At 61.7% G+C, this 24,283-nt stretch carries 15 protein-coding genes and 1 pseudogene; 9 read left to right on the top strand and 7 right to left on the bottom strand.

Annotated features, from left to right (window positions below; genetic code table 11):
* The first annotated feature begins 46 nt into the window (after nucleotides 1–46).
* The gene (locus GKKCFE_RS06045) at nucleotides 47–1,501 is read left to right on the top strand and encodes a TrkH family potassium uptake protein (RefSeq protein WP_076385864.1); all 1,455 of its coding nucleotides are present in this window, start codon (nucleotides 47–49) and stop codon (nucleotides 1,499–1,501) included.
* Here the strand turns inward: GKKCFE_RS06045 and GKKCFE_RS06040 are convergent.
* Nucleotides 1,458–2,514, bottom strand: a pseudogene (locus GKKCFE_RS06040) (AraC family transcriptional regulator). The gene GKKCFE_RS06045 and the pseudogene GKKCFE_RS06040 overlap by 44 nt on opposite strands.
* 161 nt (nucleotides 2,515–2,675) lie before the next feature.
* Here GKKCFE_RS06040 and GKKCFE_RS06035 point away from each other — a divergent pair.
* Entirely contained in the window at nucleotides 2,676–2,987 is a 312-nt protein-coding gene (locus GKKCFE_RS06035; protein ID WP_047226210.1) for a DUF962 domain-containing protein, read from the top strand.
* Nucleotides 2,988–3,007: 20 nt separating this feature from the next.
* Nucleotides 3,008–3,598, top strand: coding sequence for an HD domain-containing protein (locus tag GKKCFE_RS06030; RefSeq protein WP_445577594.1), 591 nt, complete (start codon nucleotides 3,008–3,010; stop codon nucleotides 3,596–3,598).
* A 123-nt stretch (nucleotides 3,599–3,721) separates the two neighbouring features.
* On the opposite strand, the gene GKKCFE_RS06025 is transcribed toward GKKCFE_RS06030, so the two are convergent.
* On the bottom strand, nucleotides 3,722–4,540 hold the full coding sequence (locus GKKCFE_RS06025) for a UDP-2,3-diacylglucosamine diphosphatase (protein ID WP_047226208.1): 819 nt from the start codon (nucleotides 4,538–4,540) through the stop codon (nucleotides 3,722–3,724).
* A 134-nt stretch (nucleotides 4,541–4,674) separates the two neighbouring features.
* On the opposite strand from GKKCFE_RS06025, the gene GKKCFE_RS06020 reads away from it, so the two are divergent.
* Both GKKCFE_RS06020 and GKKCFE_RS06015 read left to right on the top strand, forming a co-directional pair.
* Nucleotides 4,675–5,424: a helix-turn-helix transcriptional regulator gene (locus GKKCFE_RS06020; RefSeq protein ID WP_076385868.1), complete on the top strand. Its 750-nt coding sequence runs from the start codon at nucleotides 4,675–4,677 to the stop codon at nucleotides 5,422–5,424.
* 92 nt (nucleotides 5,425–5,516) lie between these two features.
* A complete protein-coding gene (locus GKKCFE_RS06015; RefSeq protein ID WP_445577593.1) occupies nucleotides 5,517–6,410 on the top strand; it encodes a DMT family transporter in 894 nt (297 codons plus the stop codon).
* Here the strand turns inward: GKKCFE_RS06015 and GKKCFE_RS06010 are convergent.
* Complete coding sequence (locus tag GKKCFE_RS06010) at nucleotides 6,404–6,691, bottom strand: SelT/SelW/SelH family protein (protein WP_445577592.1); 288 nt, start codon at nucleotides 6,689–6,691, stop codon at nucleotides 6,404–6,406. The two genes, GKKCFE_RS06015 and GKKCFE_RS06010, sit on opposite strands and share 7 nt — an antisense overlap.
* Before the next feature lie 71 nt (nucleotides 6,692–6,762).
* Here GKKCFE_RS06010 and GKKCFE_RS06005 point away from each other — a divergent pair, with 71 nt between their 5' ends.
* Complete coding sequence (locus tag GKKCFE_RS06005) at nucleotides 6,763–8,964, top strand: patatin-like phospholipase family protein (protein WP_188251124.1); 2,202 nt, start codon at nucleotides 6,763–6,765, stop codon at nucleotides 8,962–8,964.
* 126 nt (nucleotides 8,965–9,090) lie between these two features.
* On the opposite strand, the gene GKKCFE_RS06000 is transcribed toward GKKCFE_RS06005, so the two are convergent.
* From GKKCFE_RS06000 to recQ, 3 genes are all read right to left on the bottom strand, one after another.
* On the bottom strand, nucleotides 9,091–11,016 hold the full coding sequence (locus tag GKKCFE_RS06000) for a FimV/HubP family polar landmark protein (RefSeq protein ID WP_445577591.1): 1,926 nt from the start codon (nucleotides 11,014–11,016) through the stop codon (nucleotides 9,091–9,093).
* A gap of 93 nt (nucleotides 11,017–11,109) precedes the next feature.
* Nucleotides 11,110–11,544 (bottom strand): MarR family transcriptional regulator, encoded by a 435-nt coding sequence (locus GKKCFE_RS05995; protein WP_047226202.1) that lies wholly within the window; start codon nucleotides 11,542–11,544, stop codon nucleotides 11,110–11,112.
* Between the two features lie 118 nt (nucleotides 11,545–11,662).
* Nucleotides 11,663–13,789, bottom strand: a complete 2,127-nt coding sequence (recQ, locus tag GKKCFE_RS05990) for a DNA helicase RecQ (protein WP_445577590.1) — start codon at nucleotides 13,787–13,789, stop codon at nucleotides 11,663–11,665.
* 420 nt (nucleotides 13,790–14,209) lie between these two features.
* Between recQ and GKKCFE_RS05985 the strand changes: the two genes are divergently transcribed.
* Nucleotides 14,210–14,797, top strand: a complete 588-nt coding sequence (locus tag GKKCFE_RS05985) for a UPF0149 family protein (protein WP_047226200.1) — start codon at nucleotides 14,210–14,212, stop codon at nucleotides 14,795–14,797.
* Nucleotides 14,798–14,805: 8 nt separating this feature from the next.
* Nucleotides 14,806–15,201 carry a YbaN family protein gene (locus GKKCFE_RS05980; protein ID WP_188251122.1) on the top strand — a complete coding sequence of 132 codons (396 nt, stop codon included), beginning with the start codon at nucleotides 14,806–14,808 and terminating at the stop codon, nucleotides 15,199–15,201.
* Between the two features lie 128 nt (nucleotides 15,202–15,329).
* Here GKKCFE_RS05980 and GKKCFE_RS05975 read toward each other — a convergent pair whose 3' ends face one another.
* Nucleotides 15,330–22,445 carry a retention module-containing protein gene (locus GKKCFE_RS05975; protein ID WP_445577589.1) on the bottom strand — a complete coding sequence of 2,372 codons (7,116 nt, stop codon included), beginning with the start codon at nucleotides 22,443–22,445 and terminating at the stop codon, nucleotides 15,330–15,332.
* Nucleotides 22,446–22,897: 452 nt separating this feature from the next.
* Between GKKCFE_RS05975 and GKKCFE_RS05970 the strand changes: the two genes are divergently transcribed.
* Nucleotides 22,898–24,256 carry a TolC family outer membrane protein gene (locus GKKCFE_RS05970; RefSeq protein ID WP_047227895.1) on the top strand — a complete coding sequence of 453 codons (1,359 nt, stop codon included), beginning with the start codon at nucleotides 22,898–22,900 and terminating at the stop codon, nucleotides 24,254–24,256.
* Nucleotides 24,257–24,283: the final 27 nt, after the last annotated feature.

Genomic DNA, 24,283 nt, shown 5'->3' with positions numbered 1-24,283 from the left:
GTCGCGGGTAGAATGACGCCCTTCCCTTTCAGCCCGAGCGGACTTCATGGCGTTGCCGACCCTACGGATCATTGGTTTCATCATCGGCATCTTCCTGATCACCCTGGCGATCTTCATGGTTGTGCCCATGGCCACCTTGCTGATCTTCGAGCGCACCAACGACCTGCCATCGTTCCTCTGGTCGAGCATGATCACTTTTGTCGCCGGCCTGGCCCTGATCCTTCCCGGACGCCCGGAACACGTGCATCTGCGGCCCAGGGACATGTACCTGCTGACCGTCAGCAGTTGGCTGGTGGTGTGTATCTTTGCCGCGTTGCCCTTCCTGCTGACCCAGCACATCAGCTACACCGACTCGTTCTTCGAAAGCATGTCCGGGATCACCGCCACCGGCGCCACGGTCCTGAGCGGCCTGGATAACATGTCCCCCGGCATCCTGATGTGGCGGTCGTTGTTGCACTGGCTCGGCGGGATCGGCTTCATTGCGATGGCGGTGGCGATCCTGCCGCTGTTGCGCATCGGTGGCATGAGGCTGTTCCAGACCGAATCCTCCGACCGCTCGGAGAAAGTCATGCCCCGCTCCCACATGGTGGCGCGGCTGATCGTGGCGTCCTATGTAGGCATCACCATTCTCGGCACCCTCGCACTGTGGTGGGCGGGGATGAACCTGTTCGATGCCATCAACCATGCGATGTCGGCGATCTCCACCGGCGGGTTCTCGACGTCGGACAAATCCCTGGCCAAATGGACCGAACCGGCGGTGCATTGGGTCACTATCGTCATCATGATTCTCGGCAGCCTGCCGTTTGCCTTGTACGTCTCGACACTGCGGGGCAATCGCCGGGCGCTGATCAAGGACCAACAGGTCCAAGGCCTGCTGGCGGTGCTGCTGGTGACCTGGGTGGTACTGGGCACCTGGTATTGGGCGACAACCGACCTGCACTGGCTGGAGGCCCTGCGGCATGTGGCGTTGAACGTGACGTCGATCGTCACCACCACAGGCTTCGCGCTGGGAGACTACAGCCTGTGGGGCAATTTCTCGCTGATGTTGTTCTTCTACCTGGGTTTCGTCGGCGGCTGTTCCGGTTCGACGGCCGGCGGGATCAAGATCTTCCGCTTCCAGGTTGCCTACATCCTGCTCAGGGCCAACCTCAAGCAATTGATCCACCCGCGCGCGGTGATCAAGCAGAAATACAACGGCCACCGCCTCGACGAAGAAATCGTACGCTCGATTCTCACCTTCTCATTCTTCTTCGCCATCACCATCTGCGTGATCGCCCTGCTGCTCTCGCTATTGGGCGTGGAATGGATGACCGCCCTGACCGGCGCGGCCAGCACCGTGTCCGGCGTCGGCCCGGGACTGGGAGAGACCATCGGCCCGGCCGGCAACTTTGCGCCGCTGCCGGATGCGGCCAAGTGGATTCTGTCGGCTGGCATGCTGCTGGGCCGACTGGAGATCATCACCGTGTTCGTGCTGTGTATCCCGGCGTTCTGGCGTCACTGACCGGGCTGGCCGTTTGACCGCGCCCGGTATTCGCCGGGCGTTGTGTCGAACCAGCGTCGAAAGGCCCGGAAAAAATTGCTCGGGTCGGCGAAGCCCAGCAGATAGGCGATTTCCAGCAGGGTCAGGGCCGGCTGCGCCAGATACTGTTCGGCCAGTTCGCGGCGGGTGTCATCGAGCAGGCTCTGGAAAGTGGTGCCCTCTTCCTGCAAGCGTCGCTGCAAGGTGCGCTGGGACAGGTGCAGCGTCTGCGCCACCACGTCACGCTTAGGCTCGCCCCGTGGCAGCAGCCGGCACAACACTTGCCGGGTCTGGTGGGTCACGCGGCTTTCGGAAAAACGCGCCAGGTATTCACCGGCAAACCGGTCGTGGAGCTGCGCCATGGCCTCGTTGGCGGTGGGTAACGGTGCTTCCATGTCACTACGTTCGAAGATCAACGCGTCGTAAGGTGCGCCGAACATCAGTGGCGCGGGAAACGCCTGTTGATAAGGCGCCAGATCAACCGGTTCGGCGCCCTGGAACAGCACCTTCATCGGGTGCAGGGTGCGTCCGGTCAACCAGTTGCACATGGCCAGCGCACAAGCCAGGGAAGCCTCGGCACTCTGGCGGGTGGGCGGGAGATGGTCGCCATGCACTGTCAGAACCAACCCGTAGCCCCCCTCCATCTGACGAAAGCTCAGGTCGGCGCTTTCAGCGATGATCCGCTGATAACGCACGAGCCGCTGGAAACCTTCGACCAGCGTGCGGCTGGACATCAAGGCATACCCGACCACGTGAAACGACGCCGGGCGCACCACTTTACCCATGTTCAAGGCGATGGCCGGGTTGCCCGACAACTCCACGGCGCGTTGCCAGAGTCGGGTCATCGAATCCTGGGGGAAACGTGCATCTGGATCTTCCAGCGCGTCATAGTCCAGCCCCAGCTGTTTGAACAGCATCCGACAATCCAGGCCGTCCATTTCCAGTGCCTTGACAATCCCCATCGCCCAGCTTGAAGAAGTCGTTCGTTCGCTCATGACGTTTTACTTGCATGACGAGCCGCAGGGTACGGCTGGATTTGCGAAGGATACTAAAGTGGCGCCCATTGTCACTGGTCGTTGCAAGTGATCGCTCTAGACTTCAATCAAACCGTTGGTCGCCCAGAACCAACAGAACAATAACCACAGAGCCCGCAGTCGTGGAAAACACCAGACGCTTCAATACGTTCGCTGAGTTCTATCCCTATTACCTCAGCGAACACAGCAACAGCACCTGCCGGCGCTTGCACTTTATCGGCACCTCTCTGGTCATCCTGATTGTTGCCCTGGCTCTGATCGTCGGCAACGGCTGGTGGCTGATCGTCTTGCCCATTGCCGGCTACGGCTTTGCCTGGGTCGGGCATTTCTTCTTTGAAAAGAACCGTCCCGCCACGTTCCAGCACCCGTTCTACAGCCTGCTCGGCGATTTCGTCATGTACCGCGACATGCTGCGGGGCAAAGTTGCGTTCTAGCCACTCTCAAAGGACTGCCCATGAACACCCACGCGCGCTTTACCCACATGAAGGACGGTACTGAGGAAGACTGGGCAATCATCGCTGCCGACTTCAGCGCCTATGCCCGGCAATTACCGGGTCGAATCCTGACCCATTTGAAGTTGCTGGACGGCGATTTCGGCGGTTTTCCGGTGGATCGCCTGACCCATTCCCTGCAAACCGCCACCCGCGCCTATCGTGACGGACGGGACGATGAATATGTGATCTGCGCCTTGCTTCACGACATCGGCGACACCTTGGGCAGCTACAACCACCCGGACATTGCCGCCGCCATCCTCAAGCCGTTCGTCAGCGCCGAAAACCTGTGGATGGTGGAGAAACACGGGATATTCCAGGGCTATTACTTCTTCCATCACCTGGGCATGGACCGGCACCTGCGCGAGCAATTCAAAGCGCATCCCCAATACCAGGCGACCATTGATTTCTGCGCCCGATACGACGCCGCGGCGTTCGATGCCGAGTACGACACCCTGCCGTTGAGTTTCTTCGAGCCGATGCTGGAAAGGCTGTTTGCCGCACCGAAGCAGTCGATCTACAAGGCGGCGATGGCTGAACAGGCTCAAGCCTGACTGATTGCTGGGATCGCTATGCGGTCCATCGCGGGCAAGCCTTGCTCCCACAGGTGGTGCTTGCTCTCGCAGGCTGTGAATACCTGTGGGAGCAAGGCTTGCCCGCGATGGCGTCAGATCGGCTCACGCCGGTTCGGTGACTTTCAACTCAGCCCGGATCAACGCCTCCCGCGCCTGGGCATCGGCCAACCGATACAACTCGATCGACCCGTCCCAATGCTCGATCAGCGCCGTGCACGACTCGACCCAATCGCCACAATTGAGATACTCCACCTCGCCCACCCTGCGCATCTCGGCATGGTGGATGTGTCCGCACACCACACCGTGCAGTTCACGCTTCACACATTCATGGGCGATGGCTTCTTCGAAGTCGCTGATGAAGCTGACCGCCGTCTTGACCTTGTGCTTGAGGTACGCCGACAACGACCAGTAACCGTAGCCATAACGGGCCCGCCAATGGTTGAGCCAGCGGTTCAGGGTCAGGGTGAACTCGTAGGCCGAATCGCCAAGGAACGCCAGCCAACGGTGGTACCGGGTGATGACATCGAACTGATCGCCATGGATCACCAGCAAATGCCGGCCGTCCGCGGTGACGTGCACCGCTTCGTCCACCAATTGGATATTGCCCAGGATCAGCTTCGAATATCGCCGCAGAAATTCGTCATGGTTACCGGTGACGTAGATCACCTCGGTGCCGCGCTTGCTCATGGTCAGCAAGCGGCGAATGACGTTGGTGTGAGCCTGTGGCCAGTACATGCCGCCGCGCAGCTTCCAGCCGTCGATGATGTCACCCACCAGGTAGATCTTGTCGGTATGGTAGCCCTTGAGAAACTGCGACAAATGCTCGGCCTGGCAGTCCCGGGTGCCCAGGTGCACATCGGAAATCCATAAGGTGCGAACACGCTGTTTGCGGCTGGGTCTGGCGAGCTCGGCGCTGGTCATGGGCAACCCTCTGATCGTTTTAGCCACTGTGCCTTCCTGCGGTTAATACCCCATGACAAACACAAGTCCGTTACATGACAGCGCGAAGCAGCGTGGCCTCGGTGTATGCTGACGGCCTGCCCCGGGAGACCGCGATGAGACCGACCCTGACGCTACGCCATTACAGCCACGACCTGATTGTCCACAGCCACGACCACGCCCAACTGGTGTTCGGGTTGTCCGGGCTGTTGGATTTCGAGGTCGAAGGTTGTGGCAGCCAGGTCGTGCAGCAGAGTTTCGTGGTGATACCCGCCGGTGCCCATCACGCCTGCGGCAGCCCCCGTGGCAGCCGTTGCCTGGTGCTGGATGTGCCGAGCGATGATTGGATCGGGCAAGCCTTGGGTGATCACGCCGACGCCAGCCGCCGATTGCTCGACAATGCCGCGCGCAGGCCCCTGGATGCGGGGCAAAGCCAGTTGGTCAGCTGGCTGGCGGGCAGCCCGGTGGACGACCCGGTGATCGCCCAACAAGGGGCCGTGCTGCTCCTGGCCAGCCTCAATGGCACTGGCCAGGACATCGTCGGCGGCCGGCGCCTGCCCTATGCGGCGCTCAACGCCCACATTGACCAGTACGCCGCCTATCCGCTGCAAGTGGCGGACCTGGCCCAGGTCGCCGGGCTCTCCAGTGCCCGCTTGCATGCACGCTTCGTCGCCGAATGCGGGCAAACCCCGATGGACTACATCCGCAGTCGCCGTCTACACAAGGCGGTGGACCTGCTGCGTGATTCGCAACTGCCCATCGGTGAAATCGCCCACCGGGTCGGTTATAGCTCGCAAAGCGCCTTTGCCGCCGCAGTGCTGCGCGAATTCGGCGCCTCACCGGGCAAGCTGCGGCGCCAGCGCTAGCTTCGCGCTAAAAAACGCGAGGATCGCGACAGACATGAACGGCCGGTAGCGGGTTCAATACCCAGACGCTCAACCGTTGGACAAGGATCGCAATGACTCCCCGTACCGCCCTCGGCGCCCTGCACATTGGCGCACTCATGTTTGGCCTGACCGGTGTATTCGGCAAGCTCGCCGCCGCCTCGCCAGCGGTCATTGTGTTCGGCCGCGCCGTATTCGCCGTGCTGGCCCTGGCGTTTTTTGCCCGCTTCGCCAGCAGCGCCCGCTGGCACAAGCTCCACGCACAGGACCTTCGACGCCTGCTGCTGGGCGGCCTATTGCTCGCCGGGCACTGGGTGAGCTTCTTCATATCGGTCAAAGTCGCCGGTGTGGCAATCGCCACGTTGGGCTTTACCAGCTTCCCGGCCTTCACGGTGCTGCTCGAAGGGTTGATTTTCCGCGAGCGGATCCGTGCCAATGAAATCCTGTTGGTGGCAATGGTAAGCATCGGCCTGGTGCTGGTCACACCGCACTTCGACCTGGCCAGCGGCGCCACCACCGGCCTGCTGTGGGCCGTGCTTTCGGGGTTGCTGTTCTCGCTGCTTTCGCTGGTCAACCGCGCCGGTTCCACACGGGTGCCGCCGGTACAGGCCGCTTTGTGCCAGAACCTGGTGGTCGGCTTTTGCCTGTTGCCAATGGCAGCGCCGCAGCTGCTTGACGTGCGCCCTGTCGACTGGCTGTGGATCGCCCTGCTGGGGGTGTTCTGCACCGGCCTGGCCCATAGCCTGTTCGTCGCCAGCCTGGCGGTGATCAAGGCCCGCACGGCGGCGGTGGTGTTTGCCATGGAACCGGTCTACGGCATCACCATCGCCTGGTTGCTATTCGATGAAAACCCGACGTTGCGCATGCTGCTGGGTGGCGCGCTGATCATCGTCGCGATCGTGATGTCGAGCCAACTCAGTGGCGGCACAAAGAAACCGGGTGTAGGCGCCCAAGCCGCGTCTCACTGAACCCGGTCGTTGTGGCCCAGGTCCCGCTCCGGGTCGATCCGGTCGCGGACCCGCTGCTTGAGAACCTTGGCCTCGGGAAAACCACCATCGGCCTTGCGTTCCCAGATCTGCGTGCCGTCGCAACTGATATGAAACACCCCACCGGTGCCCGGCACCAACGACACCTTGCCCAAGTCGTCGCTAAACGTGCTGAGCAGTTCCTGAGCCAACCAGGCGGCGCGCAGCAGCCACTGACATTGCGTGCAATAGATGATGACGACTTCCGGTTTGTGCTCGGTCATTGCGGGTGAACTCCTGGGGGCAAAGGCATCGCTATAATACCTGCCTTTGATTGCCCGCCCCGAGATTGACGATGCGCCGCCTGCTGCCTTGCCTGCTTCTGCTACTGCTGCCCCTGCTCGTTCATGCCAACGAGCCCGCCGTCGAGGCGCCGCGTCCGAAAATTGGCCTGGTACTGTCCGGCGGCGCTGCCCGGGGCCTGGCCCACATCGGGGTGCTCAAGGCCCTGGAAGAACAAGGCATCCAGATCGACGCCATCGCGGGCACCAGCATGGGCGCAGTGATCGGTGGACTGTATGCCTCAGGTTACAAAATCGACGAGTTGGAAAAACTCGCCCTGGGCATCGACTGGCAACAGGCCCTGTCCGACGCTCCGCCGCGCAAGGACGTGCCGTTCCGGCGCAAGCAGGACGATCGGGACTTTCTGGTGAAACAGAAACTCAGCTTTCGTGATGACGGCAGCCTCGGCCTGCCCTTGGGCGTTATCCAGGGGCAGAACCTGGCCCTGCTGCTCGAAAGCCTGCTGGCCCACGCCAGCGACACCCGGGACTTCGACAAACTGCCAATCCCTTTCCGCGCCGTGGCGACCGACATCGCCAGTGGCGAGAAAGTGGTGTTTCGCAAGGGCCACCTGCCCAAGGTCATCCGCGCCAGCATGTCGATCCCGGCGGTGTTCGCGCCGGTGGAACTGGACGGCCGGTTGCTGGTGGATGGCGGCATGACCGACAACATCCCGCTGGATGTGGCCCGGGAAATGGGCGTGGACAGGGCCATCGTGGTGGACATCGGCACCCCGCTGAGCACCCGCAAGCAATTGGTCACCGTGATCGACGTCCTGAACCAGTCGACCACCCTGATGACCCGGCGCAACTCAGAAGAACAATTGGCAACGCTCAGAGAAGACGATGTGCTGATCCAGCCGGCGCTGGCGAGCTTCGGCGCCACAGACTTCGGCCGCGCCCAGGAAATGATCGACGCCGGTTACCGTGCCACCCAAATACTCGAGGCCCGCCTGGCGCACCTGCGCCCCACGGAGCCGGCCGACCCCGAGCTCATGGCGGCGCGTACCCCAAGCGAGCGCACGCCGGTCATCACCGCCATTCGTGTGGAGAATGACTCCAAAGTCGGTGACGACGTGATTCGCTATTACGTTCGCCAGCAAGTCGGCGAGCCGCTGGACCTGGGTCGTTTGCAGACCGATATGGGCACGTTGTACGGGCTGGATTACTTCGAGCAGGTGCAGTACCGCGTAGTGCACAAGGCCCCGGACCATACGCTGGTCATCAGTGCCCGGGGCAAACGCACCGGCACCGATTACCTGCGGCTGGGGTTGAGCCTGTCGGACGACATGCGCGGCGACAGCGCTTTCAACCTTGGCGCCAGCTATCGGGTCAATGGCATCAATCGCCTCGGCGCCGAGTGGCTGACCCGGGCACAGATTGGCGACAAGCAGGAGCTGTACAGCGAGTTCTACCAGCCGCTGGATGTCGGCTCGCGCTACTTCATCGCACCTTACGGACAATTCGAATCCCGCAACGTCGAGTCCATCCTGGACAACGACCCGGTGGCCCAGTACCGCGTCGAACGTTATGGCTTTGGCCTGAACCTGGGCCGGCAGATTGGCAACAGCGGCGAAATCCGTTTCGGTGTCGGCCAAGCCTGGGGCGAGGCAGATGTACGCATTGGCGATCACGACCAGCCCAGCGAAAGTTTCAATGAAGGCTTCTACGACCTGAAGTATTCATTCGACTCCTTCGACAATGTGTACTTCCCCCATGAAGGCGAAGACATCGGCCTGACCTGGCGCCAGTATGAGCCGGGATTGGGTTCCGACCAGCGTTACCGCCAATGGGAACTCAATCTGGACAAGGCGCTGAGCCACGGCCCGGACACCTTCATCCTCGGCGGGCGTTACGGGCGTACCCTGGACACCGCTGAAGTGGTGACCTCAAGCTTTGTCCTCGGTGGTGCGCGGCAACTGTCGGGCTTTCGCGAAGACGGCATCTCCGGGCAGAACATGAGCCTGATGCGCGCTGTGTATTACCGAAGGCTCACACCGCGAGCCTACCTGCCGCTGGATTTCCCGCTGTACATCGGCGGCTCCCTGGAACGCGGCCGGGCGTGGAACAACGACAATGAGTTCGACAGCGGCTACATCAATGCCGCCAGTATTTTCCTGGGGTTTGATACGCCGTTGGGGCCACTGAATTTCAGCTATGGGTTTAACGATGATGATGAGCGGGCGGTGTATCTGAATCTGGGGCAGACGTTTTGATGGCCCTGTATCCGCAGCAGCCCCCACATTGGTTTCGTGTCGTTCGCGGGCTTGGCGTTCACCGCAAACCCCCTGTGGGAGCGAGCCTGCTCGCGAAGGGGCCTGCAGGCTCACTAATAAAGGACTTCAGCGAATCCCCGCCAGGAGCACGCGCGCGGTCTGCCTGAGAGGTTCGTTGCCCTCTTCGAGCAACTCTTCCAGCAGTTCGACGGCGGTTTTCAGATCGCCATCGTCAATGCAGTTCTGCGCCTGCTCCAGCTTGTCGGAGTGTTCCGGTACCTGAGGCTCTTGGCGGACAGGTTCGAGGGCCATCGGCTCCAGTTCCAGCGACTGTTCTTCATCAGCAAACCCGTCGAGAAATGCATCGTCCAGCGATTCGGTTTCCGACGGCGCGCTCCACTGCAGGTCGGGCTCGTCGAAACTCGAAAGCGACAAGTCCCCAAAGCCTTCGGGCGCAACAGGTGTTTTTTCAGTGGTGCTGTGCTGCGGCTCGGCAAGGTCCCAACTGGTTTCCATGGACAGCGCATCCAGATCGAGTTCGAACTCGTCACTGGACGCAGGAGCAACGTCAGTCAGCGGCGGCTGAGGTTCTGTCACCATGGGCGCGGCCACCGCGGCGACCTTCGGATAACGCCCGCGGATTTCTTCGAGTGTGCTGACGTCAATGCCCTGCGCCAACAAATGATGTTCCTGGGCCTGGAAACCGATGGTATCGCCCTGCTTGCCCAGCACTTCCAGCAACTTGAGGCCCAGGTCGGTGCGCGCGGGCTCTGTCAGCAGCGCGGCGCGCAGTAATCCCGCCGCTTCGGTGAAACGACCGTAGGTCAGGTAAATCCCGACCCCTTCCAGCACGTCCCCCAAAGGTGCATCACCGTTGCTGAACGACGTGGCGGCCTCAGGCTGTTCCGTGTCGGCGGTCGAAGCGTAGGTTTGGGTGTCGTCTTCAAGCATCGGTTCAGGACGCTCGGGCAGGGGCTCCATTTCCGCCTGTTCTTGCTGCCGTCGACGAAGAAACAGCAATAACCCGAGCAACCCCAACAGCCCCACCAGCGCCGTTATCCACAACCAGTTAATGCCCTCCTCTGGTTCCGGGACCGGTTCTGTGACGGGTTGTGCTTGATCTGGCGGCGCGGGGGTTGCGGCAGGCACAGACTCCGGCTGCGCAGATTCAGCAGGGGCTGGCGCGACCTCGGCCAGTTGTGTCTGCAACTCGCTGATCTGCTTGCGCTGACTCGCGATTTCTTCGTCCTGGGATTGGAGCAGCGCCTGCAGTTGCTCGATGGTTTTTTGTTGCTGCTCGTTTTGCAGCACGCTGGCGGCCAGTTGCTCGTCGGACACGGCGGAGGCCGGGACGGCAGCCGTTTCTGCCGCTGATGGCAGCACCGCAGAATCTGGCAGCAATAAACGCTGGCCCACGGAAAGCCGGTCACTGCCGGGGTTCAGGGCCTGGATGCCCTGCATCAGCTCATTGACCGAAGCATTGCTGCCGGCGTCATGCAGTCGTTTGGCGATGGACCAGGGGTTGTCTCCCTGCACGACGGTATAGCGCTTGCCTTGAGTAGCCGCAGGCGGCTTGATCGCAGGCGTTGCCTGGGCCGCGGCGGAAGGCTCGTCCCGCGCCGGTACGATACCCGGCGTGCCCGGTGGGTCGATCAGCACGGTGTATTCGCGCAGCAGACGCCCGTTGGGTTGATTGAGCTGCACCAGGAAATTGAGGAAGGGTTCCTCCACCGGTTTGCTGGAGGTCACCCGAATGTAGCCGCGCTCGCCGCGCAGCACTGGCGTGAAGCGCAAGCTATTGAGATAGAACACCCGCTCCACGCCGGCACGGCTGAAATCGTCCGCGCTCGCCAGGCTGGCCGACAAATCGCTTTCACTTACCCCGGTCACATCGACCAGGGCGATATCGGCACGCAACGGCTGATTCAGGGCGGAATGGAGGGTGATCTCCCCAAGCCCCAGCGCCGATGCCAAAGCCGAATACCCCATGGCTGCCACGACTACCAACACGTTGAGCCAACTGCGCAACGTGAACTGCAAACTTACAAGCATGGGCATCCCTTTTGATTACCAGACTGAGCGCCTAAGTACTGGTTATAGTTCGCGAACCGCCGAATCTCAAAAGTCTGATGCCTGGGATATGCCTCAGGATTTTTCCAGATTGGCCAGAATCGTGCCATGGACCCGCATGCACACGCGCATGTCGGCTTCATCGACCCCCTCGAACAACTCGCGGCGCAGTTGCGTGGCAATGGTTTCGATCTGTTCGATCAGCGGCAGCGCCGGTGCACAAAGCACGATTTTCTTGGCACGACGATCCTCGGCCACGGCCTGACGCTGCACCAGGCCCTGAGCTTCCAGGCTGTCGAGCAACCGGGCCAGGGTCGGGCCTTCGACAGCGACACTCTGGGCCAGTTCGCGCTGGGTCGGCGCCTGTTCGAAACGGGCCAGGTGCAACAGCACCAGCCAGCGGGCCTGAGACAGACCCAACCCGGCCAGGCGACGATCCAGCTCGGCGCGCCAGCCTCGAGACATCTGTGCCAACTGCATGCCAAAACGGTGTTGATCGGTTAACGGCATAAAAAAACTCATCAGATCTGAAATAGAGAAAAACTAATTATTAGTCAGCTAAGCATGAGCTTCGGATTCAGGCAAGGTTTACCCTGTAGTGAATCGTTAAAGGAAGGTAACTCACTGATCAGACTTCAAATTCCGACTGCAACGCAGCCCTGACACAATACAGGACACCTTCCGGAACCCGACCGACAAACAGTGCTGCAACTTCCGACACCGCTGGCAACTCGCCTTCGCCGTCCAGAAACGCATCCTGCACCTCGCCCATCAATTCCTCGGGTAAATCCAACGCCTGCTCCAAAGACAACTGCTGCTTGCCGATGGCCTCGGCCAGCATCGTATAAACGTTCTTTTCCGAGCATTGCAGTTGTCCGGCAATCTGCAACGGGGTCATGCCGGCGCGGGCCAGGGTGATCAATTCGTGACGAACATCGGCCACCGCTTTCGGCGCCTCGACCTCGCCGCCCAGCACTTGGAGGAAGGCTTCGCCGTAACGCTCCAGCTTGCGCGCGCCCACGCCACTGACCCGGGCCATTTCCGCCAGGGAGGTGGGTTGGCTGCGGAGCATTTCCAGCAGCGTCGAGTCGGGGAAGATGACATACGGCGGCACGCCATGCTCTTCGGCCAGCTTGCGACGCAAGGCGCGCAAGGCTTCCCACTGGTCGCGCTCTTCGCCGCGCACCAGTTGGCTGGCCTGGCTCTTGCTGTTCTTGATCGCCGTTGCCGGCTTGAGATCACGGCGCAGTTCGAGGGAGACCTCGCCTTTGAGCAAGGGACGGCAGCTCGCACTCAGGCGCAGACCGCCGTAGCCTTCCAGGTCGATATCGGCCAACCCGCGGGCCACGAGCTGGCGGAACAATGAACGCCACTCACTTTCCGTGCGTGCCTTGCCCACACCGAACACCGAAAGATACTGGTGGCCAAAGCTGCGCACCTTTTCGTTGTCCTTGCCCAGCAGCACGTCCACCAGATGCCCCACGCCATAGCGCTGGCCGGTGCGATAAATCGCCGACAACGCCTGACGGGCCGGTTCGGTGGCGTCCCAGGTTTCCACGCCGTCGACGCAGTTGTCGCAATGTCCGCAAGGCTGGGGCATGTCTTCATCGAAATAGGCCAGCAAGGTCTGGCGCCGGCAGCGGGTCTCTTCGCACAGCGAAAGCATGGCGTCGAGCTTGTGCTGTTCAAGACGCTTGTGGCGCTCGTCGCCCTCGGAGTTCTGCAGCATCTGCTTGAGCATCACCACGTCTTGCAGGCCGTAGGCCATCCACGCGTCGGCCGGCAAGCCATCACGGCCGGCGCGCCCGGTTTCCTGGTAATACGCCTCGAGGGATTTGGGCAGGTCCAGGTGCGCGACAAAACGCACGTTGGGCTTGTCGATGCCCATGCCGAACGCCACGGTGGCCACCATGATCAGGCCTTCCTCATTGAGGAAGCGCTTCTGATGATAGGCTCGCAGGTCATTGGGCAGGCCGGCGTGATACGGCAATGCCGGAAAGCCTTGCTCGCAGAGAAACGCCGCCACTTCATCGACCTTTTTGCGCGACAGGCAATAAACGATGCCGGCATCGCTGCGCCGTTCGGCAATAAACGCCAGCAACTGCTTGCGCGGCTGCTCCTTGGGCACGATGCGGTAGAAAATGTTGGGTCGGTCGAAGCTGGAAAGGAAGCGTTCGGCGTTCTGCAAGTGCAGGCGTTCGACGATTTCTTCGCGGGTACGTTTGTCGGCGGTGGCGGTCAGGGCGATGCGTGGCACGTCGGGAAACAGTTCGGCCAGTTGCCCCAGTTGCAGGTATTCACGGCGGAAGTCGTGGCCCCATTGGGACACACAGTGGGCTTCGTCGATGGCAAACAGAGCGATTTCCAGGCTCTGCAGGAAGGCCAGCATGCGCGGCTGCACCAGGCGTTCCGGGGCCAGGTAGAGCATTTTTATTTCACCGCGCTTGATTCGCGCCGCCAGGTCCCGTTGCTGCTCGGCGCTGAGGGTCGAGTTCAGCGAAGCGGCTGCAACCCCCAGCTCTTCAAGGGTCGCGACCTGGTCGTCCATCAACGCAATCAGCGGCGAGACCACTACCGCCAGGCCGTTGCGCAACAGCGCCGGCACCTGGAAGCACAACGATTTGCCGCCGCCGGTGGGCATCAGCACCAGGGCATCGCCACCGCTGGCCACGCGCTCAATAATGGCACCCTGGCGGCCACGGAAACTGTCGTAGCCGAAGATGTCCTTGAGGACGCGTTGAGCCTGTTCGAGCATAAAAACTCCAAAAATCACCGAAACATCCCTGCAAGGCTGGTTCAGAATCAAAAACGCTGCACCGGCAAATCGTAAGTGCGCGTTTCGAAACGCCGGGACGCCGCAGGGCATCACAAAACGCGGCAGTATACCCGAGGGTTTCGTTGTGAAGGGTGATGCTGACAAGAGGTGTCGGGGGTCTTCCGGTTGCCATCAGTCCCTGTGGGAGCGAGCCTGCTCGCGATGACATCGGCCCATTCAACATCAATGCAAGCTGCTCCACCGCTATCGCGAGCAGGCTCGCTCCCACATTTGATCTGTGGGCGAGCGCAAATTTGTGTCCACCCCGGGCATTGGAGAGGCAAATACACCACGCGGCTGGCCTGGGCGCTCAAGAAGGCCTAGAATTCCCGCATTGTTTATTCCCCAAGGTAGCCTGTAATGTCCTTCGCTGAGCAACTGACCCGCCTGCAAGTCTTCCTCGACGCCGATGAGCTGCACGAAGAGGCGCTGGATTACGTGGCCGCTCACGGCTACCTGACCGCCCTGTCCATCTGCTCCGAACAGGTGCCGGAGCGTGAGTGGATCGACGCGCTGTTCGCCGAAGAGCCGCATTACGCCGACGATGCCGAGCGTGAGGTCATCGAAACCACGCTGGTGTTGCTCAAGGCCCACATCGCCCGTCAGTTGGCTTCCGACGAAGAATTCGAACTGCCATGCGAGCTGGACCTGGGCGATGACCCGGACGATTCGGAACTGCGTGGCTGGTGCATCGGTTTCATGGAAGGCGTGTTCCTGCGCGAAGCCGCCTGGTTCGAAACCGCCGAAGAAGAAGTCAGCGAAATGCTGCTGCCGATCATGGTCGGTTCCGGTCTGTTCGACGAGCAACCGGAGTTTTCCGACATCGCCGCCGACGCGAACCTGATGGACGACATGATCGTGCAGATCCCTGAAGCCCTCACCGCCCTGTACCTGCTGTGCAACGCCCCGGACGAGAAACCGGCGATCCTCAAGCCGCGCCACCACTGAGCCACCGGGTGCCCGCGCCCATCGGCAACCGCTCGCTGATCCTGCGCTACGCCCTGCTGGCCATTGGCTGGTTGAGCGTGGTGCTGGGGGTCATCGGGATCTTCATTCCCGTATTGCCCACTACCCCTTTCCTGCTACTGGCCGCGGCCTGCTTCGCCCGCAGTTCGCCACGTTTCTATCGCTGGCTGGTGGGCCATCCGCGGCTCGGGCCCTGGATCGCTGACTACCTCAGCGGCAACGGCATCCCGCTCAAGGGCAAGGTCTACGCCATCGGGCTGATGTGGGTGAGCATCCTGTTGTCCTGCTATCTGGTGCCCCTGCCGTGGGCGCGGGCATTCATGCTGACCAGTGCGGTGCTGGTGACGGTTTATATCCTCAAGCAAAAAACCCTGCATAAGCCCTGAAGCCGGCGCGAAGCTCCCTCGCCACAGGAGTATGGATGTCCTTCACCCGAAAAGCGTGCATCCCCCTCGGAAACAAAAACCCGCCATGTCCTATTTGAACATGACGGGTTTTGTCGTTTCAGCTCACCTCACACGGTGTCCACCTTCAACGAATGATCATTCAACATTCCGTTGATGATGGTCGCTGTATCCGCGCCGGCGATCATGCCGTCCACGCCCGGTGTGACGCCGTAGTAGCTGGCGAGGTTGACGCCGGCCAGGTCGATGGTCTGGTTCGGCGCGGCGCCAGCCGTGGAGCTGACGTCGATGCTGGTCATGACCGACGCACCACTGCCGGTGACGCTGAAGTGCAGGTAGTCGTCCAGGGACGCGCTGCTGCCGTTTTCCCCCAGCAACAGTTGCGACAGGTCGAGTTTGTCGAGACCTGGAGTGAAGTCCGTGACCAGGTCATGGCCGCTGTTGCCCACCTGCCATTGGAAGGTATCAGCGCCGCTGCCTCCGGTCAGGGTGTTGTTGCCCAGGCCGCCGATCAACACGTCATCGCCACCACCGCCATTGAGCACGTCGTCGCCCAGGCCGCCGTTGATGCGGTTGCTGGCACTATCGCCGGTGAGGGTGTCGTTGAAGTTCGAGCCGACCAGGTTTTCGATGCCCGCCAGGGTGTCGATGCCGGCGCCCACGGTGTTTTGCGCGGCTAACAGACCCAGGTTCACCGTAACCCCGGCACTGGCGTGGGCGTAGCTGGCGGTGTCGTTGCCGGTGCCACCGTCGAGCAGGTCGTTGCCGGCGCCGCTGTAGAGCAAGTCGTTGCCCGCCTCGCCGTGCAAGGCGTTGTTGCCCGAACCGGCGCTGAGTATGTCGTTGCCGTCGCCCGCGTTGAGGATGTTGTCCCCCTCACCGGCGATCAGCACGTCGTCCCCTGTCGTACCCGTCAGGGTGTGGCCTGCCTGATAGCTGATGCCGACCGCTGCGCTGTCGCTGCCACCGTGATTGTCGCTGGCGGTGTAGCTGCCATGGTAATCCGGCGTGCTGTCCTGGGCGCCGGCGTAGTTGACGGTCAAGGTCAGTTGGTAGTTTTCCGCGCCGTTGGGGTTGCCACCACTGCCATTGGCGATGTTGGTGACGTGGATCTGGTAGTTGCCATCCGCCGCCGCGGTGAACGAGGCACCGTCGGTGATCGCGATGAAAGGCCCGCCGTTGAGGGAGTACTCCAGGGCGATCCGTCCGGCCGCCAGGTTGTGGTCCAGGGTGAGGGTTTCCCCCTGCTTGAGGCTGATGTTGAGCCGGTCTTCATCGTTGGTGTTGTGGTTGGACACCATCCCCAGTGCGCCGCTGACCACCAGCACCGCGGTCATGGTCGCGGCATTGGCGACAAAAGCGCCGCGGTTGAGGTTGATCGACTGCACGTTGTTACCGGTGAAGCTGACCGTGCCGGTACTGCCGGTGAAGTCTGCGCCCCTGGCAACCCAGCCGGTGTTGAAGCCGGTGGGCGACGCCGTGAGCGGGTCGCCGTTGGCGTCGCTGTCGTTGCCCAGCAGCATTTCTCCCGGGATCACGATGTTGCCCGACAGGACGTTGGTGATGATGTTGTCGTCGACTGCCACGGGCGGGCTGTTGGGGAGAACCTTGATCACCAGGCTGGAACTGGCCAGGTCGCCGTCGTGGTCGCTGACAGTGAAGCCGATGGTCTCGGTGATCAATGTGCTGGTGGCGGTCTGGGAGGTGTAGCTGTACTCGCCGGTGTCGAGATTCACCACCAGGGTGCCGTCGTGGTCGGTGGCGATACTCAGCGTGTTGTTGGCCTTGTTGAAGGTGCCATGGTTGGCCCCGCCGCTGGCGGTCAGCGCACCCTGTCCGGCGTTGGCGGCCGGATCGTAGCTGTAGGTGGTGCCATCGACCACCAGGCTTTTGACAAACCCGCCGTCGGCGCCGAACGAGCCGCCCTCGCCCAGCAGGCTACCAGTGACCGGCACACCCTGCACGGTGCCGGAGAGCACCGAGTTGAGCTGGTTCAGGTCGGTGACCAGCACCGCGTCGGTGTTGGTGTGGGTACTGCCGTCGTAGGCCAGCGGGTCAAGGTGAGTGTCACTGACCCCACCGCCCAGACCGATGGCGTAGTTCTTGATGCCGTTGGCGTCGAGGAATGCTTTCCACGCCGCTTCGTCCGCCGCATCGATCCCCTGGCCCGTCGTGGGCTTGCCGTCGGAGAAGAAATAGCCAATGTTCTGTGCGCCGGTCAGTTGCCCCGAGGTGACAAACGCGGTCTTGGCCGCCGCTACCGCCGCATCGTAGTTGGTCCCACCGCCCGCTGACAGGCCGGAGAGGAGCGACTTGGCGGTCGCCACGTCCACCCACACGGAAGTCTGGTCGGTGGCGCTGCTGCTGAAGGTCACGAGCTGGACTTTCACATCCCCCAGATCGTCGTATTTATCGAGCAAGGCACTGATGGCCTGTTTCGCCAGGTCCAGCCGCGAGAGCCCCGGTACACCCGAGGGGTCGGCCATGCTCCCGGACACATCGAGCACAATCAACAGGTTCGAGTCGATCTCCACCGCCGTCACCGAACGCTCGGACGCGACGGCCGTGGGCACGTCGTCGACGATGCTCACCACCAGGTTGCCGGTGACACTGTTGCCCAAGGCGTCCGTGGCTTGGTAGGTGAAGCTTTCGCTCAATACATTTGGGCCGTCGTTGGCGTTGGGCGCCGTCGTGGCGGGCGAAGTCAGCGTGTAGGTGTAAGAGCCATCGGGGTTGAGCAACAACTGGCCGTAAGCGCCGGTGGCGTTGCCCACCAGACTGAACGTCAGCGCACCACTGGCACCAGTCACCGAACCGACCAGGCTACCGCTGGCGGTTTCGCTGGTGGCGCTCGGCTCGCTGCCGGTGACGGTACCGGGAGCCAGGTCCTGGCCGTCCTGATTCAGGTCCAGGGCTTTTTCGTAGACGGTGATGTCCTGATCGGTTTCGGCGACGAGGCAGCTGTTGTAGACATCAATGGTGATGGTGGTGGTGCTTTCATCGCCGTCGGCATCGCGCACGGTGTAGGTGAATACGTCAGTGGCCCCCGGCGCGCCGACGGCGTCCGGGTTGCTGTGGTAGACCGCGTTGCCATTGGCGTCGAGCGTGAGATAGCCGTAGGTGCCGTTGATCTGGGAGTTGAGGCCACCTATTGCAGGGTTTGAGGTGTCGTTGCCGGCACGTACGCCGATCACTGCGCCACCGTCGGCGCCGAGCACGTCGTTGTCCAGCACATTGCCATTGACCGTGCCGCCCTCCACTACCGAAGCCAAATCGGCCTGGGCGTTGGGCACGTCGTCGACGATGTTGATAACGATGGTGCTGGTGACGGTATTGCCCAGCGAATCAGTGGCTTGATAGGTAAAGCTTTCACTCAGGACATTCGGACCATCGTTGGCCGAAGGTGCGGTGGTGGCTGGCGAGGTCAGGGTGTAGGTGTACGAACCGTCGGGGTTGAGCATCAGTTGGCCATAGGCACCGGTGGCGTTGCCTACCAGGGCGAAGGTGACGGCGCCGATTGCACCTGTGACCGAGCCGACAAGACTACCGCTGGCGGTTTCGCTGGTAGCGTTCGGCGCACTGCCGGTGACGGTACCGGGAGCCAGGTCCTGGCCGTCCTGATTCAGGTCCAGGCCTTTTTCGTAGACGGTGATGTCCTGATCGGTTTCAGCGACGAGGCAGCTGTGGTAGACATCGATGGTGATGGTGGTGGTGCTTTCATCGCCGTCGGCATCGCGCACGGTGTAGGTGAATACGTCGGTGGCACCGGGTGCACTGACGGTGTTCGGGTTGCTGTGGTAAACGGCGTTGCCATTGGCGTCCAGCGTGAGATAGCCGTAGGTGCCGTTGATCTGGGTGTTGAGGCCGCCAACCGCCGAGGTTGAGGTGTCGCTGCCAGCACGCACACCGATCACCGCGCCGCTTGCGGCGGGTCCGTCGGCACCGCCCACATCGTTGTTCAGAACGTTGCCGCTGACCGTCCCGCCTTCGTCCACCGAGGCGGAATCAGCATGGGCGGTGGGCAAATCATCAACGATATTCACGTCCAGGTTGCCGGTGGCCGTGGTGCCGTTGTCGTCGGTGACCACGACGGCAAATTGCTCGCTAAGGCTGTTGGCGCCGTTGGCATTTGCGTGGGCTTCGTTGTCCAGCAAGGTGTAGCTGTAACTCACCACGCCCGTGGCGGCGTTGAAGCCGGTAATGGTCAGTGTGTTACCCAAGGCCGTGGTGATGGATTGTGGGAAACCGGCCGCAACACCACCCGTGACGACATTGATGCCACCCACGCTCAGGGTCTGCACACCGTCCAGCGCGGTGATGGTGAAGGTGCCGCTTTGGGTCAGCGCTGGAGCGTCCGGGCTGGTGCCGTCGCTGAGGTTTTTCTCCTGAAGGTTCAGCTCACCGCCTTCGGTGTCCAAGCCTTCGATGATCACCGGGTCGTCGTTGTTGTGTACCTGCAACACCAGGTTGGCGGTGCTGGTGTCGCCATCGGCGTCGGTCAGGGTGTAGGTGAAGGTTTCGCTACCGCTACCGCCGCCGTGCAGGCCTTTGAAGTCGGCGTCGGCGGTGTTGAGCGTGTAGGTGTAGGAACCGTCAGCATTGAGAACCAGCGTGCCGTAAGTGCCGGCGAAGGTACCGGGCGTGACCGGGCCGGACGCCACACGATCCGCGCCTTCGGTGTCATTGGTCAGCACGCTGCCCGTCAGGGTCAGGTTGGTTTCCGAGGCGGTGCCGGCGTTGCTGTCGTCCACGGCTTGAGGCAAATCATCAACGATATTCACGTCCAGGTTGCCGGTGGCCGTGGTGCCGTTGTCGTCGGTGACCACGACGGCAAATTGCTCGCTAAGGCTGTTGGCGCCGTTGGCATTTGCGTGGGCTTCGTTGTCCAGCAAGGTGTAGCTGTAACTCACCACGCCCGTGGCGGCGTTGAAGCCGGTAATGGTCAGTGTGTTACCCAATGCCGTGGTGATGGATTGTGGGAAACCGGCCGCAACACCGCCCGTGACGACATTGATGCCGCCCACGCTCAGGGTCTGCACACCATCCAGCGCGGTGATGGTGAAGATGCCGCTTTGGGTCAGCGCTGGAGCGTCCGGGCTGGTGCCGTCGCTGAGGTTTTTCTCCTGAAGGTTCAGCTCACCGCCTTCGGTGTCCAAGCCTTCGATGATCACCGGGTCGTCGTTGTTGTGTACCTGCAACACCAGGTTGGCGGTGCTGGTGTCGCCATCGGCGTCGGTCAGGGTGTAGGTGAAGGTTTCGCTACCGCTACCGCCGCCGTGCAGGCCTTTGAAGTCGGCGTCGGCGGTGTTGAGCGTGTAGGTGTAGGAACCGTCAGCATTGAGAACCAGCGTGCCGTAAGTGCCGGCGAAGGTACCGGGCGTGACCGGGCCGGACGCCACACGATCCGCGCCTTCGGTGTCATTGGTCAGCACGCTGCCCGTCAGGGTCAGGTTGGTTTCCGAGGCGGTGCCGGCGTTGCTGTCGTCCACGGCTTGAGGCAAATCATCAACGATATTCACGTCCAGGTTGCCGGTGGCCGTGGTGCCGTTGTCGTCGGTGACCACGACGGCAAATTGCTCGCTAAGGCTGTTGGCGCCGTTGGCATTTGCGTGGGCTTCGTTGTCCAGCAAGGTGTAGCTGTAACTCACCACGCCCGTGGCGGCGTTGAAGCCGGTAATGGTCAGTGTGTTACCCAATGCCGTGGTGATGGATTGTGGGAAACCGGCTGCAACACCACCCGTGACGACATTGATGCCGCCCACGCTCAGGGTCTGTACACCGTCCAGCGCGGTGATGGTGAAGGTGCCGCTTTGGGTCAGCGCTGGAGCGTCCGGGCTGGTGCCGTCGCTGAGGTTTTTCTCCTGAAGGTTCAGCTCACCGCCTTCGGTGTCCAGGCCTTCGATGATCACCGGGTCGTCGTTGTTGTGTACCTGTAGCACCAGATTGGCGGTGCTGGTGTCGCCATCGGAGTCGGTCAGGGTGTAGGTGAAGGTTTCAGTGCCACTTCCGCCGCCGTGCAACGCCACGAATTGCGGGTCGCTGGTGTTGAGGGTGTAGGTGTACGTGCCGTTGGGGTTCAGCACCAGGGTGCCGTAGGTGCCGGTGAACGTGCCGCCAATGATCGGCCCGCTGTCAGGACCGGTGGGGATGCGGTCGGCGCCTTGGTGATCGTTGGGCAAGACGTTGCCGGTGAGCGTGACAAGACTTTCCGATGCGGTGCTGGCGTGGCTGTCGTCAATCGCCTGGGGTACGTCGTCGGTGATGTTGACGTCCAGGGTCCCCGTAGCTGTATCGCCATCGCTGTCGACGGCCACGACGGGGAACTGCTCGCTGATGGTATTGGTCCCACCACCGGCTGGATGGCTTTCATTGTCCGTCAGGGTATAGCTGTAGCTGACCACACCGGTCGCGGGGTTGTAACCGGTGATGGTCAACGTGTTGCCCAGCGCCGAGGTGATGGATTGGGGAAAACCTGCGGGCACGCCACCGGTGATCACGGCGACTCCACCGATACTCAGGCTGCTCAGCCCATCGGGCGCGGAAATGGTGAAACTCCCGCTTTGCACCAGCGCGCCGGGATTGCTGGCGGAACCGTCAGACAGGTTCGCCTCATTGGCGGTCAATTCACCGCCATCCACGGTCAAGCCATCAAGGGTAACGGGGTTGTCCGGGGTTTCAGGGTCTACCGGTGGCACGATTGCATCGTCGCCGCCGTCATCCGGATCACCGGCCAGACGCAGGTCTGGAAACTCGGGTATCCCGTTGAACCCGGCGGTGGGAAAACCGATCTGCGGATCGACTTCCCCGCCGACCTCTTCCAGCAACACAAAACTGTGCCCGCCACCCACGCCCCCCGGATTACCGCCCTCGGCGCCTGCAGCCGTCGCCTCGCCGGTCTGGGTCGGGTCAGCGCCGGCGGCGATGGCTTGTTGCAGTTTTTGCACATCGGTCAGTTGCGCATCACTGGGTGTGGTGGCCTCAGGCGTATCGCTAGCAGAGGCCTGGTTGGCGAGCAATTGCGGGCTCAGCGTCAGGTCACTTCCGCGGCCCAGGGTCAACTCCTTGCCGTTTTGCAACTGCACAGCCACCGCCCCTTCGGCCCCGGTGATCAGGTGCTCGCCGGCATAGAGCCGATCACCTTCAACCAGAGGTCGCCGCAGACCGCCGACGGCTTCTGCGAAAACCTGTCCTACCACCTTGCTGACGGTACCGATGAGCGCTGCCATGTGCATTCCTCCGTTGCCAACCGCAGTCGGCACCTGTCTGGGTGAAGAATTGGTGCTCGGGTTGGCAGCCAGGGAATCTGGAAAATCTGCCAGCTTTCGGGGACGTAAAAGGCGCTAGCTATTCGCCACAATGACAAAAAACCGTCACTTAAAATCGCCTTTCAAGTCGTCCTTTTCGGCACCTCTTCACATCGCTTCAAAATGATTATGGAACTTTATTGACGCCCAAAATCCGTCAGGACCCGCAGATTCAAAGGCTTTCGCTTTGAACAATGTGCCGCTTTTTTCCAAGCACATAAGTTTTTTTTGGCATAAGTCTTATGAGAAATTCTTCTTAGGTTTTGCGCAGGATGTTCTTAGCTGTGTTGTTACAAGCTTGAAACGGTTTTGATCTTAAATACGTCAATATTTTGGCGACAGCGAAGCACAACAGACCTTAGGAGATGCACCCCATGCGCGTTCTTTCCCCCCTCTGCAGCGCGGTTTTGCTGGCCATGGCCTGCTCTTCTTCAGCGCAGGCCATGTCGTTGACCGAAGCGATCCAGAGCACCATTGCTACTCACCCGGAACTGGCGCAACGGGTCGATAGCCGTCTGTCGGCCAATGAAGACGTCAAGGTCGCCAGAGGGGGGTTCTTCCCATCGGTGGACTTGAATGCCGGCTACGGGCGCGGCTACAGCGACAACACCAACACCCGGGCGCTGGGCAATCACCACACCAATATCCTGACTTACACCCAGTCGGAGCTGCGCCTGCGGCAGATGCTGTTTGACGGGTTCAACACTGCCAATGAAGTGGAACGCACCAAAGGCGTGGTCAATTCCCGGGCCTACTACGCCCAAGGCACCGCCCAGGACCTGGCGCTGCGCACCATCGAGGTTTACCTGGAAGTGCTCAAGCGTCGCGAGCTGGTGACCCTGGCCAAGAACAACCTGCAGGCTCACCTGCGCGTCAACGACCAGATCGGCCTGCGCACCGAGCGTGGCGTGGGCAGTACCGCCGACTCCGATCAGTCCAATGCTCGCCGGGCCCTGGCGGAAAACAACTACGACACCGCCCAGGTCGACCTGGCCGACGCCGAGGCTAACTTCTACAGCGTGGTCGGACGCATGCCCGATGAGCTGGAAACACCGCCCTCGACCAAAGGCGAGATGCCCGCTGACCTGCGCGAAGCCCAGCAAAGCATGGTGGACAACAACCCGTACCTGAAATCGGCCCAGGCCGACGTGCAGTCCGCCGAAAGCCAGTATGAAGTGGCCAAGTCGCCGTTCTATCCGCGGTTCGACGCCGAGGCGGCGGTGGGCGCCAATAACAACCTCGGCGGCGAAGAAGGCCACGACAACAACTGGCGGGTCGGCGTGGTGATGAACTACAACCTGTTCCGCGGCGGCAGCGACAAGGCCCGGTTGGCGTCCAATGCCCACCAGATCAACCAGGCCATGGACATCCGCAACAACGCCCTGCGCCAGCTCAACGAAGACACCCGCCTGGCCTGGAACGCGATGCTCAACGCCCGCAAGCAGACCCCCACCGCCCGGGAATACGCCGAAACCACTTCCCGCGTACGCGCCGCCTATCAGGATCAGTTCGGTCTCGGCCAGCGGACCCTGCTCGATGTGCTCGACAGCGAAAACGAGCTGTACAACGCCAACCGTCGCTACACCGAAGTGCGCTACACCGAGGAATACTCGATGTATCGGGTATTGGCGAACATGGGCCAGCTGTTGAGCAAACAGCGGGTGGTGCTGCCGGCCGACGCGGTCGCTCAAACAGAAGTCAAAAACGAAGCGCGGCTGCCAGAACTGAAGTAGCCCCCCAAAAAAATGGGAGCGATCAAT

This window comes from Pseudomonas sp. E141 (assembly GCF_052659885.1).
The sequence above is the reverse complement of the archived record's forward strand: the minus strand, read 5'-3'. Positions and strand labels throughout refer to the sequence as shown.

Bases quoted from the DNA above. Each gene is read 5' to 3' on its own strand.
- GKKCFE_RS06020 (WP_076385868.1), top strand. From the start codon at position 4,675: ATGAGACCGACCCTGACGCTACGCCATTACAGCCACGACCTGATTGTC.
- GKKCFE_RS05995 (WP_047226202.1), bottom strand. From the start codon at position 11,544: ATGCCGTTAACCGATCAACACCGTTTTGGCATGCAGTTGGCACAGATG.
- GKKCFE_RS06000 (WP_445577591.1), bottom strand. From the start codon at position 11,016: ATGCTTGTAAGTTTGCAGTTCACGTTGCGCAGTTGGCTCAACGTGTTG.
- GKKCFE_RS05985 (WP_047226200.1), top strand. From the start codon at position 14,210: ATGTCCTTCGCTGAGCAACTGACCCGCCTGCAAGTCTTCCTCGACGCC.
- GKKCFE_RS06015 (WP_445577593.1), top strand. From the start codon at position 5,517: ATGACTCCCCGTACCGCCCTCGGCGCCCTGCACATTGGCGCACTCATG.
- GKKCFE_RS05970 (WP_047227895.1), top strand. From the start codon at position 22,898: ATGCGCGTTCTTTCCCCCCTCTGCAGCGCGGTTTTGCTGGCCATGGCC.
- GKKCFE_RS05975 (WP_445577589.1), bottom strand. From the start codon at position 22,445: ATGGCAGCGCTCATCGGTACCGTCAGCAAGGTGGTAGGACAGGTTTTC.
- GKKCFE_RS06010 (WP_445577592.1), bottom strand. From the start codon at position 6,691: ATGACCGAGCACAAACCGGAAGTCGTCATCATCTATTGCACGCAATGT.
- recQ (WP_445577590.1), bottom strand. From the start codon at position 13,789: ATGCTCGAACAGGCTCAACGCGTCCTCAAGGACATCTTCGGCTACGAC.
- GKKCFE_RS06030 (WP_445577594.1), top strand. From the start codon at position 3,008: ATGAACACCCACGCGCGCTTTACCCACATGAAGGACGGTACTGAGGAA.
- GKKCFE_RS06045 (WP_076385864.1), top strand. From the start codon at position 47: ATGGCGTTGCCGACCCTACGGATCATTGGTTTCATCATCGGCATCTTC.
- GKKCFE_RS06005 (WP_188251124.1), top strand. From the start codon at position 6,763: ATGCGCCGCCTGCTGCCTTGCCTGCTTCTGCTACTGCTGCCCCTGCTC.
- GKKCFE_RS06025 (WP_047226208.1), bottom strand. From the start codon at position 4,540: ATGACCAGCGCCGAGCTCGCCAGACCCAGCCGCAAACAGCGTGTTCGC.